Genomic DNA, 13,078 nt, shown 5'->3' with positions numbered 1-13,078 from the left:
CCCCTATTGAAGATCATGGGTTATGATACAGATATTGCAATTGTTGGGGGCGGGCTGAACGGTCCCGCATTGGCTTTGGCGCTCGCGCAGACGGGCATGCGGGTCACGCTGATCGACAGCCTCAAAGCGCAAACGCGAAAAAATGCCGGATTTGATGGGCGGTCTTACGCGCTTGCTTTGACCTCAGTGCGCATGTTGCAAGGGCTGGGTATCTGGGAGCCTATCGAGGCCAATGCCCAACCGATGCTTGAGATCAAAGTCACGGATGGGCGTGCAGGTGCCGGACCGTCGCCATTTTTCATGCATTTCGACCACGCCGAGATCGAAGAAGGTCCGATGGGTCATATGATCGAGGATCGCCACCTACGCCTTGCGCTGATGGAAGCGGTCGCTAACGTCGCTGAAATTACGGTGATGAACGGGAAAACTGTTCTATCTCAAGATGTTGATACCGGCGGCGTTACATTACACTTAGACACCGGCAAAACGATCCGAGCACTGCTTTGTGTTGGGGCGGACGGGCGAAATTCTGGTACCGGCATTCGCGCAGGGATCAAACGGACAGGCTGGGATTATGCCCAAACAGCGTTGGTTTGTGCCGTGGGGCATGAGCGGCCACATAACGGGATCGCGCATCAGTTTTTCATGCCGCCGGGTCCTTTGGCGATCTTACCGCTGACGCAAAATCGCAGCTCAATTGTGTGGAGCGAGAGCGCCGCAAATGCCGCGCGCATTCATGCCCTGCCGGATGCTGATTACATTGACGTGCTCCGCCCTCGATTTGGCGATTTTCTGGGTGAGATCCACCTTGCTGGCGCGCGATATACCTATCCGCTCAGCCTGTCGTTGGCGCATGATATGGTTGCAGATCGGGTCGCGCTGGTTGGCGATGCCGCACATGGGGTTCACCCCATCGCAGGCCAAGGTTTGAACGCTGGATTTCGCGATATTGCAGCACTGGCAGAGGTTCTGGCAGACGCTCTGCAGCGCGGAGAAGACATTGGTAGCCAGCTGGCCCTTGCGCGTTACCAAGAATGGCGCCGCTTTGACAACACTGCACTCGCCCTTGCCACGGACAGCTTTAACAGGTTGTTTTCAAACGATAGTGCGTTTCTTCGAATGGCCCGAGATATTGGCATGGGGGTCATAAATGCCCTTCCCGGGCTGCGCCGTGGATTTATCCGCGAGGCGGCAGGGCTGAACGGTGACTTGCCGCGCTTGATGCGTGGATTGCCGCTTTAGTCGAGCACGCGCGCTTCGTCGATCAGCATCACGGGAATGCCATTACGGATCGGATACGCGAGCCCGGCCGCCTTTGAGATCAACTCTTGTTTGTCGGCGTCATATCGTAAAATGGTCTGGGTGCGCGGGCAAATCAGCGCCTCCAGCATCCGTCGGTCGAATTCCACACTGTTGTCTGTCATTGCATCAAGTCTCCGTCTCCGCCCCGCATGGCATATTCGATCAACGTCAATAATGTCTCGCGCCGCGTGCTCAGCGACGGGGCCTCTAGCAACGCCTGCTTATCCTCTTGGTCAAAATCGAGCATCATCGACAAAGAATTGATCAACAACTCGTCATCGGCCTCTTTCAACGTGTCCCAGTCCGCCGACAACCCGCGCGCATCAAAATATCGGCCCAGGGTTTTGAGGAACCAAGCGCGATCAAACTGCGCGTCGCCTTCTTCTTCGCCTAAATCTCGCTCAAACCCATCCCAGCTGATTTTACAACGGCGGTAAGGCGAAAAGCCCTCGACCTCTTCTAGAACCCGAAAGCGCGAAACACCGCCCAGAGTGATCATGTAACGGCCATCCTCGGTCTCAGAGAATTGGGTAATCCGCCCCGCACAGCCAATCGTCTGCAGGCCCGGCCCTTCGCGGCCCGGCACCACATTCGGTTGCACCATGCCAATGATGCGGCCGGAGGTTTTCAAAGCGTCTTCAATCATTTGAAGATACCTCGGCTCAAAGATGTGCAGAGGCAACCGCGAGCGCGGCAGCAAAAGAGCGCCCCCCAGCGGGAAGATCGGGATCGTGTCAGGTAATTCGGAAAGTTTAATCATTCCAAGCAACCTAGCGCGGATTTCGCCTCAGGCAAATATCATTGAGCTAAGCTTGCGCCGCCCGTCCAAGGCCACCTTTTCAGTTGGGCCAAGTGCATCAAAAATCGTGAACAGCTGGGTCTTGGCAGCGGCTTCGTTCCATTCCCGGTCGCGCCGAAATAGATCAAGCAAATGCGTGACAGCCGCTTCAGTCTCACCCTCAGCATACAAGGCCTGCGCCAAGTCATAGCGCGCCTGATGATCGTTCTCATCCGCCTCAACTGCAGCAGTCAACTCGGCTACGGGGCCTGCATTTTCAGCCTGACGAGCAAGGCTCAGTTGCGCATGAGCGGCTTCAAGCTCCAGCGACGTTGAGATCTCGATTGGCGCTCCGTTCAGCAAACCCTCGGCTTGGTCCAGATCACCGGTCGCGATATGCGCGCGCACCATGCCGCCATAGGCCGCAGCGTGGAGCGGTTCTTCACCCAGTATCGCGGCAAATGTCTGAGCTGCATCAGCTGCAGATCCTTCGGCCAACATCTCTTCGGCCGCCTCAACCGCATCATTGAGCGTATCAGCGGGAGCTTCACCACCAGCGGTTTTCACAACGCGTTCCACGAATTCTTTGATTTCGGACTGCGGGACGGCTCCTTGGAACCCATCAACCGGCTGACCTTTGTGAAAAGCATAAACCGTTGGGATCGATTGGATCTGTAGTTGTCCAGCAATACCCTGTGCTTCGTCGACGTTGATCTTGACCATTTTGACTGCGCCCTTGGCGGCGCGCACAGCCTCTTCCAACTGCGGGCCCAAAGTTTTGCAAGGCCCACACCAAGGTGCCCAGAAATCAACGATGATCGGCGTAGTTTGCGATGCTTCGACCACATCGGCCATGAACGACGCCTCGGTCGTATCTTTAATCAGATCATCATCCGCCGGTGCGGGGGAAAGGTTCAGGTCCATGATATTCATCCTAATACGTGCGGTTTCGTCTCTATATGAGGGCCGCAGGGGTTAATTCAAAGGTCAAAGCTCGCAAAAACTGGCGCGTGGTCGCTTGGTTTTTCCCAACCACGCACGTCGCGCAAGATGCGACTGGAATGCGCAGCGCTCGAGATGTCGGAAGTTGCCCAAATATGATCAAGCCTGCGGCCTTTGTCTGCCGTATCCCAATCACGGGCACGGTAGCTCCACCAGCTGTACAAATTGCCTTCGGGAATGTCCTGCCGGGTGATGTCGACCCAACCGCCGGCCTCTTGGGTTTCGCCCAAGGCTGCGACTTCGACGGGGGTGTGGCTTACAACCTTCAACAGTTGTTTGTGACCCCAAACATCATCCTCGCGAGGGGCGATGTTTAGATCACCCACAAGGATCGATTTTTGCGGTGCTTCTTTGCGCGCCCAATCCCGCATATCAGCCAAGTAATCCATTTTTTGCCCGAATTTCTCGTTCACTTCACGGTCAGCCACATCACCACCCGCGGGGACATAGAAATTATGGATCGTAGTGCCGTTTTCTAACCGGGCGGCCACATGACGTGCGTGACCCAATTCAGCAAAGTCGAAGCCACCTGCGTCTTCCAGCGGAAGTTTCGACAAGATTGCCACCCCATTATAGCCCTTTTGCCCGCGCGCAACCATGTGGGCATACCCCGCCTCCGCGAACACCTCAGCCGGGATTTTATCTACGGGACTTTTGCACTCCTGCAGGCACAAAACATCGGGCCCATTCTCTGCCAGCATCTGCAGCACAAGTGGTGCGCGAAGGCGAACCGAGTTGATGTTCCAGGTTGCAAGGGTAAAGGCCATGAGTGCTGCTCCGTTTTCTGGGTCGGGCGCACCGTAGCTCTTCGTGCCCAGCACCGCCATGGGGGATTCGTGGATAAAAAAAGCCGGGCACTTAGGCCCGGCAAAGTCCAACAGGGAGGTGAGTGTCATAGACCGGACACTCAGTCGGTTTGTCAAAGCGAGGTACAGCCAGTGATGGCTCTGGTCGCTTTGGGTCGTAAAACTGCAGGTACCCTTAGGCTCCCCGCATTTAACCCATCAATCGATATCCACCTGATTCTGTAACCAAGAGGCGTGCGTTTGATGGATCAGGTTCGATCTTTTGACGCAGGCGATAAATATGAGTCTCCAGTGTATGGGTGGTGACGCCAGCATTATATCCCCAAACCTCATGCAAAAGCACATCGCGCGGAACGACACCATCTGTGGAGCGGTAGAGGAACTTCAGAATGTTGGTTTCTTTTTCCGTCAGGCGGATTTTCTTGTCATCTTCGGTGATCAACATCTTCATGGACGGCTTGAAGGTATAGGGCCCAAGTTGAAAAATCGCGTCCTCAGATTGTTCGTGCTGACGAAGCTGCGCGCGGATGCGAGCCAGTAGTACAGGAAATTTGAAAGGTTTAGAGACATAGTCGTTGGCCCCCGCATCGAGGCCCAGGATTGTATCAGCGTCGCCATCATGGCCGGTCAGCATCATAATAGGGCTTTTCACGCCCTGCTTGCGCATCAGACGACACAGCTCGCGGCCGTCGGTATCGGGCAGGCCTACATCAAGGATGACCAAGTCATACAGCATTTCCTTGGCACGCGTCATCGCCTCGGCACCGTTGGCGGCCTCGAAGACGTCAAAATCCTCAGTCATGATCAACTGCTCACTCAGCGCTTCGCGCAGATCATCGTCATCATCAACCAACAGAACTTTTTTAAGCTGTGCCATGCGCTATCCTTCGCGTTTGTTGATATACAGATACGCATGATGAAGTTTACAACAAGGGCAGGCGCGCAAGCTTCACGCCCGCGTGTGCCTTGACCGGCGAAATGTTTCATTTTGCGCAGTCTTCGCCTAGATAACTTCCAAACGTCTCAAAAAGCTGTAACACAATTCTATGAGCCTTTCCCCCGACATAATCGAAACCCTTGCCCGCGCACGTGCTGATCTGCGTATGGGTGTCCCGGTTGTGATATTGGGTGAGACACCTGCCCTTGTCCTTGCCGCTGAGACGTTGAGTGAGGCGCGGCTCACTGATTTGTTTGCACTTGGCGGGGAGCCGGTGATCGCGATCACGTCACGCCGGGCGCAAACGTTAAAGGCGCGAGCCTATGACGGAAATGTTGCACGGATTGCACTCCCGACGGGTGCTTCTCTTTCTTGGGTACAAGGCGTCGCCGACCCAGCAGATGATTTGCGCGTGCCGATGAAAGGCCCGCTTGTTGCACAACGCGAGGGCGATGCCGCTCCCCATCGAGCAGCTCTCAGCCTCATAAAATCAGCACGGCTTTTGCCCGCAGCGCTTGTGCTTGAGTTGTCTGGCGCTGCTGAGTTCGCCGCACGTCACGGATTAACGGCTTTTAATCTTGATGCTGCTACGCCGCATTTGACATCCCGCAGCCCGCTCCATCCAGTGGTCCAAGCGCGGCTTCCATTGGAAGTATCGGAAGCCGGACGGCTGCATGTTTTCCGGCCCCAAGACGGCGGCGAAGAGCATTACGCAATTGAGATTGGCCGCCCAGATCGGAGCGCGCCTGTCTTGTGTCGGCTTCATTCCGCCTGCTTTACGGGCGATCTGATGGGCAGTTTGAAATGCGACTGTGGTCCACAACTTCGCGCGGCCTTGGCCCAAATGGGTACAGAAGGCCACGGTGTGCTTTTGTACCTCAACCAAGAAGGGCGCGGTATTGGGCTCGCCAATAAGATGCGGGCCTATTCCCTTCAAGATCAAGGGTTTGACACGGTAGAGGCCAATCACCGTTTGGGATTTGAGGATGATGAGCGCGATTTTCGCACAGGCTCAGATATCCTAAAATCAATGGGCTTTTCGGCAACGCGCCTGCTGACCAACAACCCCCGCAAGGTAGACATGATGCGCTCAAGTGGTATCGAGGTGTCCGAACGGGTGCCACTTATCGTCGGTGAAAACCGGCACAATACTGACTATCTCGCGACCAAGGCTGCCAAATCGGGGCACCTGCTTTGACACGCGACGATATGGTGCTGACCCCATTGGGGCTGCGTTTTCAGGGCAATACTTACCCCTGCACAATCGGACGAGGCGGCGTAACGGGGCGCAAGCGCGAAGGCGACGGGGCCACACCGCGCGGTGTTCACTGCATCGTTGGCATGCTCTACCGGCCCGACCGAATAAAACGCCCGACCGATTGGGCCTTACCAATCAGGCCTACTGATCTGTGGTCTGACGACCCAAAAGCCAATGATTACAATACCATGGTCAGCGCACCCTATCAATTTAGCCACGAGGTGCTGCGCCGCGCGGATCCGCTTTATGATCTGGTGATTTTGACAGACTGGAACTGGCCCTACGCGGTTCCGGGCCGTGGTTCGGCGATTTTTATCCACCAATACCGCCGGCCTGGGTATCCCACAGAAGGCTGCATTGCACTTTCGCGGATCGATCTGCTCCGTGTCGCGCGCGGCATCAAGCACCACACCCGGCTGGTCGTTGTTTAACTCGGAACGCGCGCCCCAAAAATTGCGGAGCCGACGCGGATATGTGTGGCCCCCAAGGCAATGGCGCGTTCAAAATCATCACTCATCCCCATGGAAAGGCCGTCCAACCCGTTGCGTTTGGCAATCTTGGCCAACAGGGCGAAATGTAGCGCTGGTTCCTCTTCTGAGGGTGGGATGCACATCAAGCCACGTAAGGGCAGGTCAAGCGCCCGACATTCAGCAATGAAACCATCCGCTTCGTTTGGCAAAACTCCAGCTTTCTGTGGCTCTTCTCCGGTGTTGACCTGAATGAACAGATCAGGGCATCGGCCTTCTTCTTGTGCAAGACGCGCAAGTGCCTGCGCCAGCTTTAGGCGGTCGACAGAATGAATGGCATCGCACAGTTGAACCGCTTGCCGTGCTTTGTTGGTTTGCAGAGGCCCGATGAGATGCAATTCAACCCCGTCAAAGCGGGCTTTGAAATCAGGCCACTTTCCAGCAGCCTCCTGAACCCGATTTTCGCCGTAAACGCGGTGGCCTTCGTTCAAGACGGCCTCAACGCGTTCGTTTGGCTGCACCTTGCTTACTGCGATCAGCGTTACTGATCCCGGCTCGCGGCCGGCATCCACTTCGGCCTTCGCAATTCTGTCTGTGATATCGCGCAATGTCATGTCAGCACCTCAAGCCCATTTGGCTTTGTTCAAACATGAAACCTACGCAAAAGAAAAGGGGCGGCGCTTCGCAGCACCGCCCCAAATCAATTAAGTGGTTTCAACTTAGAAGTTGAATACTACACCCAAGTCACCAGTTGTACGACCGGCGTTTTCACCGATACCACCGCGGAGCGAAACGCCGCCGCCGAGGTCATGCTTGAAACCGATACCGTATGTGTCATCGAGATCGCCGATGCCGGTGTCAGAGTAAACAGCAACCAACTGAGTTGCGGCAGAGATGTCATACGTACCGGAGATGCCCCAGCTTGTGCTGTTTTCGATCGGACCGATATCGTCGATGTCAGCAATAACAACGTCTACGCCGAACGCGCCGCCGTCATAACCGAAACCAAGAGCCCAATAGTCAAGCTTTGTGTCGATGTTGTTGTCTGTTCTACCGAACACAACACCAGCATTCCAGTTACCAAACACGTAACCAGCACCAAGCATGTACTCTTCGGCTTTTGTGCCGCTTGAGTCGTCAGTTACAGATGCAGAAACTGTAAGGTCACCAGTCTGCCAGCGCAGCTTGATTGTAGGAGATACAGTGCTGTCATCGCTTGACGTGCCGAAGCCAGAAGCTGGCAGGCCAAAGTTGCTGTTCATTTCGATGGAGGACGTGAGGCCAACACCGGAACCGTAGTAGCTGAATACGTCGCCAGAATCCAGAACGTCAGACACGTTACCAACGTCCAAACGCAGGCCACCGTATGATGCGGCGAAACCAGCTGCGGAACGGTTAGCAATGCCACCATCGCCAACTGCATTTTCGTCTGTCTGGAAACGAATACGACCTTCGAACTTAACGCCCGAGTCAGATTCCGTAACGCCAGTGATTGTCAGACGGAAACGCTGCTCGATGCGTGTTTCGTCAATCGCGTCGATATCACTTTCTTGGTAGAAGATACCGAAGCGGCCGTAACCATCCATGGTTACTTCTGCAGCTGCTACGCCGGCTGTCGCGACCAATGCTGTAGAAGCGATAAGAAGATTTTTCATCGTTTTTCCCTCAGTTTGTAAATTTCAGCCCGAACCGGGGAATCCGGTAAGGAGATAATGCTGTTTCATCCATTTGCCGTTTCAGCTCAAGCACGGCCACGCGCCGTTGCTTCATTTCGCGAATGCTGGTGCAGCTTTGCCACAGTCCGTTTTCAGCCATTATCGCAAACGGTTGAAGTCTTACTCTATAATATACCCTTCGCTGCATCTTGAATCGAGAGCCCAAGTTGGATAGCAGTTTGGCAAGATGTGTTAGGGTGGATGATCAAAATGAATATCACGCGACTTAGACAGTTCGCTGCAATAAGCGTTGCAGCTGTACTTCTGTCGGCATGCAATGCCCCGCCGGTTGAAACACCTCCCTATGACAAATTTGATGGCGTTAGCGAAAAAGAACGCACAGAACGCGAGGGGCTCTCGTCCGTTTTTGATGTTTTCAGCAGAGACAACAAAGACACCACTGTCCTTGTGAACCGGTATATTTGGTCCGCAACGCTTCAAGTTCTAGACTTCCTGCCTGTGCAATCCGTTGATCCGTTCACCGGTGTGATTGTAACGGGGTACGGCACCCCTCCGGGTGGTTCACGTTCCTATCGCGCGACAGTTTTGGTGAATGACCCTGCTTTGGATGCGCGTTCGCTGAATGTGGCTTTGCAGACCAGCAATGGCCGTGCCGTCGATGCCGCGACGACCCGCGCGGTTGAGGATGCCATTCTGTCACGTGCACGCCAACTGCGGATCGACGACAGCAAGCGTTAACAGCCCGACCTTTTCGACTTTTTTCAACGCCGGGCCTTCGTGATTTACACGCGCTCGGCGTTTTCCGTATCAAAGGCTAAGTCCAGACATGACACGTTATACCCCATCCGAAATTGAAGCCCGCTGGCAAGCTGCTTGGGAAAAGAACGAGGTCTTTAAGGCCGTGCGTTCAGCCGACAAGCCCAAATACTATGTGCTTGAGATGTTCCCGTACCCCTCAGGCCGCATACATATGGGCCATGTGCGCAACTACACGATGGGCGACGTGATCGCGCGCTACAAGATCGCCAAAGGTTTTAACGTGCTGCACCCGATGGGCTGGGATTCATTTGGCCTCGCCGCTGAAAACGCCGCGATGCAAAAAGGCATTCATCCCGGCACATGGACCTATCAGAACATCGAAGACATGAAGGCCCAGCTAAAGCCGCTGGGCTTTTCGCTGGACTGGTCGCGTGAAATTGCGACCTGTCACCCTGATTACTATCGTCACCAGCAAGCCATGTTCATTGATATGATCGATGCCGGGCTGATCTACCGCAAGAACGCCGTCGTGAACTGGGATCCAGTCGATATGACTGTTCTGGCGAACGAGCAGGTTGAGCAGGGGCGTGGCTGGCGTTCTGGCGCATTGGTAGAACGGCGCGAACTGACCCAGTGGTTCTTTAAGATCTCGGATTATTCCGAAGAACTGCTCGAAGCGCTCGATCAGCTTGAAAACTGGCCAGCCAAAGTTCGTCTGATGCAAGAAAACTGGATTGGCCGGTCGCGCGGCCTGCAATTTGCGTTCTCGACCATTGATGGGCCCGAAGGCCATGACCGCATCGACGTCTATACCACCCGGCCCGATACGCTGATGGGCGCGTCCTTTGTTGGTATCTCTCCTGATCACCCACTTGCCAAACTACTGGAGCGCGACAACCCCGAAGTCGCAGCCTTTACAGCCGAGTGCCGCAAGGGCGGCACGACTGAAGAGGCGATCGAGACGGCACCAAAGCTTGGCTATGACACCGGCATCCGCGTGCGCCATCCTTTCGATACCGCACATGAACTCCCCGTCTATATCGCGAACTTCATTTTGATGGACTACGGCACCGGTGCGATTTTTGGCTGTCCAGCGCATGATCTGCGCGATTTTGAATTTGCTACCAAATATGACCTACCGATCATCGCCACCTATCTGCCTGCGGAAGACGCCGATGATACGCTGACTGAGGCTTACGTGCCGCCCAAGACCGAAAAAGTATTCTACAACCGTGGTTTTGCGGGCGAAGCTTGGCAAACCGGGCTTGAGGGCATCGATAGCGCAATCGCATTCTGCGAATCCAATGGTGTCGGCCAAGGCGTGACCAAATTCCGCCTGCGCGATTGGGGCCTGAGCCGCCAACGCTATTGGGGTTGCCCGATCCCGGTTGTGCATTGCGATGATTGTGGCGTTGTACCTGAAAAGAAAGAGAACCTGCCGATCAAGCTGCCTGAGGATGTAACGTTCGATATCCCCGGCAACCCATTGGACCGCCATCCAACCTGGCGTCACACGCCCTGCCCGACCTGTGGCAAAGACGCCCTGCGCGAAACCGATACGATGGACACCTTCGTCGATTCGTCTTGGTACTATGCCCGCTTCACCTCGCCGCATGCCGACACCCCCACAGTCATGGAAGACGCCGAATACTGGATGAACGTCGATCAATATATTGGCGGGGTCGAGCATGCGATTTTGCACCTGCTTTATTCACGCTTCTTTGCCCGAGCGATGCAGATCACCGGGCATTTGCCAAAATCAGCGATTGAGCCGTTTGACGCACTGTTCACCCAAGGGATGGTGACCCACGCGATTTACCAGACCAGCCCCTCAAGCGACGCGCGCCCGGTCTATCACTTCCCCGAAGAAGTTGAGTTGAAGGGCGATAAGGCCTTTCTGACCGAAGGTGGTGCGGAGGTTGAAATTATTCCTTCTGCCAAAATGTCGAAGTCCAAGAACAACGTGGTTGATCCGCTCAACATCATCTCGTCCTTTGGCGCAGACACGGCACGATGGTTTGTTCTAAGCGACTCGCCACCCGAACGGGACGTGGAATGGACCGCAAGTGGCGCAGAGGCAGCCTACAAGCACCTTGGCCGCGTTTGGAACATCTCCGACCGGATCGTTGGGATGGATGCCGGCGCAACCGGCACAGGTGATGACGATCTGCTGCGCGCTATGCACAAGACAATCCATGATGTGACAATGGGTGTCGAAACCTTCGGCTTTAACGCTGCAATCGCCAAGCTCTATGGATTTACCGCCACATTGCAGAAATCAAAGGCGTCTCATGCCGCTCAGCGTGAAGCGATCATGACGCTGGCACAATTGATGTCCCCGATGACGCCACACTTGGCCGAAGACATTTGGGCGGCGCAGGGCGGCGAAGGTTTGATCGCAACAACGCCCTGGCCCCTAGCAGATGACGCGATGATGGTTGATGATACGGTGACCTTGCCCATTCAGATCAACGGCAAAAGGCGCGCAGAGATCCAAGTGCCCGCTGACATGCCGAAAGGTGAGGTTGAAAAAATCGCGCTCAACCACGAAGCTGTTATTCGAACCCTTGATGGTGCCACCCCGAAAAAGGTCATCGTCGTGCCCGGACGGATTGTGAATGTTGTTGTATAGTCGCCGTAGCCTCTTTACTCTTCCGCTTGTTCTTGTGGCTTGCGGGTTCCAACCTGTTTATGCCCCCGGTGGGACTGGAGCCAAGCTGCAGGATCAGATGTTGGTCGACGAGCCTGACACTGCAGAAGGTTACTTCTTAACCCGCCACATTGAGACCCGTTTGGGTCGTGGCGGGGATGCGCGTTATGCCCTTGGCCTGAACATCGCAATCACCGAGGAAGGGCTTGCGATCAACGAGCTGGGCGACACCACCCGATTCAATCTGCTAGGTGCCGTCGATTACAGCCTACGCGATACGCAAACTGGGTCCGTTGTCAGTTCGGGTCGTGTGGACGGCTTTACCGGCTATTCTACGACCGGCAGCACTGTGGCAACCTTGGCCGCAGAACGCGATGCGACCGAACGCCTGATGGTGATCTTGGGTGATCAAATTATTGCACGGCTCTTTGCCGTGAGCCTCCCAGAATGAAGCTCAGCCGCCGCGATGCCGGGGCGGTAATTGCCAAGCCCCCGACCGACAAACTGGGTCTGCTCATTTATGGCGGCGATGCGATGCGCGTGGCGCTGAAGCGGCAAGACTACCTTAAGGCACTTCTGGGCGACGCCGCCGAAGAAGAGATGCGGCTGACACGCATTCCCGCCACTGACCTGCGCCGCGAACCCGCTATGCTTATGGACGCGATCAAGGCCGTTGGATTTTTTCCCGGTCCTCGCGCCGCTTTTGTCGAAGGGGCGAACGAGACGGTTGCCGCGATCATTGTAGACACGCTGGCCGATTGGAAACCCGGCGACGCACAGATCGTGGTCAGTGCCGGTGACCTCAAGAAAACCTCAAAGATCCTCAAGGCATTTGAGGCCCACCGCGAGGCTTACGCGCTTGGTATTTACGATGATCCACCAGACAGAGTTGAGATTGAACGGATGTTAACTGCTGCGGCGTTGCGCGCGGATGGCCCCGTCATGGGCGCGCTCGAAGAGCTATCGCGCGCCCTCGATCCAGGTGATTTCCGCCAGACCGTCGAAAAGCTGTCGCTATACAAGATCGGCGACGCAACACCGCTCAGCCTTGAGGATGTGACCGCCTGCGCACCTGCCTCAACCGAAGCCGCAGTCGATGATATCTTAAATGTCGTAGCCGAAGCGCAAGCGGACCAGATTGGCCCCGTGATGCGCCGGTTGCAGTCACAAGGCGTCAACGCCGTGACCTTGAGCATTCAGGCAATGCGGCACTTTCGCGCTCTGCACCGCACGGCATGCAACCCCGGTGCCCCGATCTATGGATTTCGGGACCGCGACCGGATGATGCGCCAATCCCGCGATTGGGGCGTGGCAAAACTGGAAGCCGCTTTGGGCATGCTCACCGATACCGATCTGCAGCTCCGCTCTGCCGGACAAACTGCCCCGGCCATGGCCATTATAGAGCGGACATTTATCCGCCTCGCCATGTACAGAGCCAGCTAG

14 protein-coding genes are annotated in these 13,078 nt (G+C 55.6%); 7 read left to right on the top strand and 7 right to left on the bottom strand.

Annotated features, from left to right (window positions below; all coding sequences use genetic code 11):
- Positions 1–15 precede the first annotated feature (15 nt).
- Positions 16–1,242 (top strand): FAD-dependent monooxygenase, encoded by a 1,227-nt coding sequence (locus tag C1J03_RS01960; RefSeq protein WP_114883159.1) that lies wholly within the window; start codon positions 16–18, stop codon positions 1,240–1,242.
- On the opposite strand, the gene C1J03_RS01955 is transcribed toward C1J03_RS01960, so the two are convergent.
- The 5 genes from C1J03_RS01955 to C1J03_RS01935 all read right to left on the bottom strand — a co-directional run bounded on the left by C1J03_RS01955 (position 1,239) and on the right by C1J03_RS01935 (position 4,765).
- On the bottom strand, positions 1,239–1,424 hold the full coding sequence (locus C1J03_RS01955; RefSeq protein ID WP_114883157.1) for a Trm112 family protein: 186 nt from the start codon (positions 1,422–1,424) through the stop codon (positions 1,239–1,241). The genes C1J03_RS01960 and C1J03_RS01955 overlap by 4 nt on opposite strands.
- The gene (locus C1J03_RS01950) at positions 1,421–2,062 is read right to left on the bottom strand and encodes an LON peptidase substrate-binding domain-containing protein (protein ID WP_114883155.1); all 642 of its coding nucleotides are present in this window, start codon (positions 2,060–2,062) and stop codon (positions 1,421–1,423) included. The genes C1J03_RS01955 and C1J03_RS01950 overlap by 4 nt, the downstream gene beginning before the upstream one ends.
- A gap of 27 nt (positions 2,063–2,089) precedes the next feature.
- Complete coding sequence (gene trxA / locus C1J03_RS01945; protein ID WP_114888798.1) at positions 2,090–3,007, bottom strand: thioredoxin; 918 nt, start codon at positions 3,005–3,007, stop codon at positions 2,090–2,092.
- A gap of 53 nt (positions 3,008–3,060) precedes the next feature.
- A complete protein-coding gene (gene xth, locus C1J03_RS01940; RefSeq protein ID WP_114888797.1) occupies positions 3,061–3,849 on the bottom strand; it encodes an exodeoxyribonuclease III in 789 nt (262 codons plus the stop codon).
- 229 nt (positions 3,850–4,078) lie between these two features.
- Entirely contained in the window at positions 4,079–4,765 is a 687-nt protein-coding gene (locus C1J03_RS01935) for a response regulator transcription factor (protein WP_114883153.1), read from the bottom strand.
- Positions 4,766–4,934: 169 nt separating this feature from the next.
- Between C1J03_RS01935 and ribA the strand changes: the two genes are divergently transcribed.
- Positions 4,935–6,023 (top strand): GTP cyclohydrolase II, encoded by a 1,089-nt coding sequence (gene ribA, locus C1J03_RS01930; RefSeq protein WP_114883151.1) that lies wholly within the window; start codon positions 4,935–4,937, stop codon positions 6,021–6,023.
- Positions 6,020–6,514, top strand: a complete 495-nt coding sequence (locus C1J03_RS01925; RefSeq protein WP_114883149.1) for a L,D-transpeptidase family protein — start codon at positions 6,020–6,022, stop codon at positions 6,512–6,514. Before ribA ends, C1J03_RS01925 begins: the two co-directional genes overlap by 4 nt.
- On the opposite strand, the gene C1J03_RS01920 is transcribed toward C1J03_RS01925, so the two are convergent.
- Both C1J03_RS01920 and C1J03_RS01915 read right to left on the bottom strand, forming a co-directional pair.
- The gene (locus C1J03_RS01920; protein WP_114883147.1) at positions 6,511–7,164 is read right to left on the bottom strand and encodes a YggS family pyridoxal phosphate-dependent enzyme; all 654 of its coding nucleotides are present in this window, start codon (positions 7,162–7,164) and stop codon (positions 6,511–6,513) included. The genes C1J03_RS01925 and C1J03_RS01920 overlap by 4 nt on opposite strands.
- A gap of 105 nt (positions 7,165–7,269) precedes the next feature.
- Positions 7,270–8,205: a porin gene (locus C1J03_RS01915; RefSeq protein ID WP_114883145.1), complete on the bottom strand. Its 936-nt coding sequence runs from the start codon at positions 8,203–8,205 to the stop codon at positions 7,270–7,272.
- Positions 8,206–8,475: 270 nt separating this feature from the next.
- On the opposite strand from C1J03_RS01915, the gene C1J03_RS01910 reads away from it, so the two are divergent.
- The 4 genes from C1J03_RS01910 (at position 8,476) to C1J03_RS01895 (ending at position 13,078) form a co-directional block, all read left to right on the top strand.
- Positions 8,476–8,964 (top strand): DUF3576 domain-containing protein, encoded by a 489-nt coding sequence (locus tag C1J03_RS01910; RefSeq protein ID WP_174234429.1) that lies wholly within the window; start codon positions 8,476–8,478, stop codon positions 8,962–8,964.
- An 88-nt stretch (positions 8,965–9,052) separates the two neighbouring features.
- A complete protein-coding gene (leuS, locus tag C1J03_RS01905; protein WP_114883140.1) occupies positions 9,053–11,617 on the top strand; it encodes a leucine--tRNA ligase in 2,565 nt (854 codons plus the stop codon).
- The gene (gene lptE / locus C1J03_RS01900) at positions 11,604–12,086 is read left to right on the top strand and encodes an LPS assembly lipoprotein LptE (protein WP_114883138.1); all 483 of its coding nucleotides are present in this window, start codon (positions 11,604–11,606) and stop codon (positions 12,084–12,086) included. The genes leuS and lptE overlap by 14 nt, the downstream gene beginning before the upstream one ends.
- Complete coding sequence (locus C1J03_RS01895; RefSeq protein WP_114883136.1) at positions 12,083–13,078, top strand: DNA polymerase III subunit delta; 996 nt, start codon at positions 12,083–12,085, stop codon at positions 13,076–13,078. The genes lptE and C1J03_RS01895 overlap by 4 nt, the downstream gene beginning before the upstream one ends.

It is taken from the genome of Sulfitobacter sp. SK012, assembly GCF_003352085.1.
Classification (GTDB): domain Bacteria; phylum Pseudomonadota; class Alphaproteobacteria; order Rhodobacterales; family Rhodobacteraceae; genus Sulfitobacter.
Note: the sequence above shows the minus strand (reverse complement) of the source record. Positions and strands in the feature narration are given on the sequence as shown.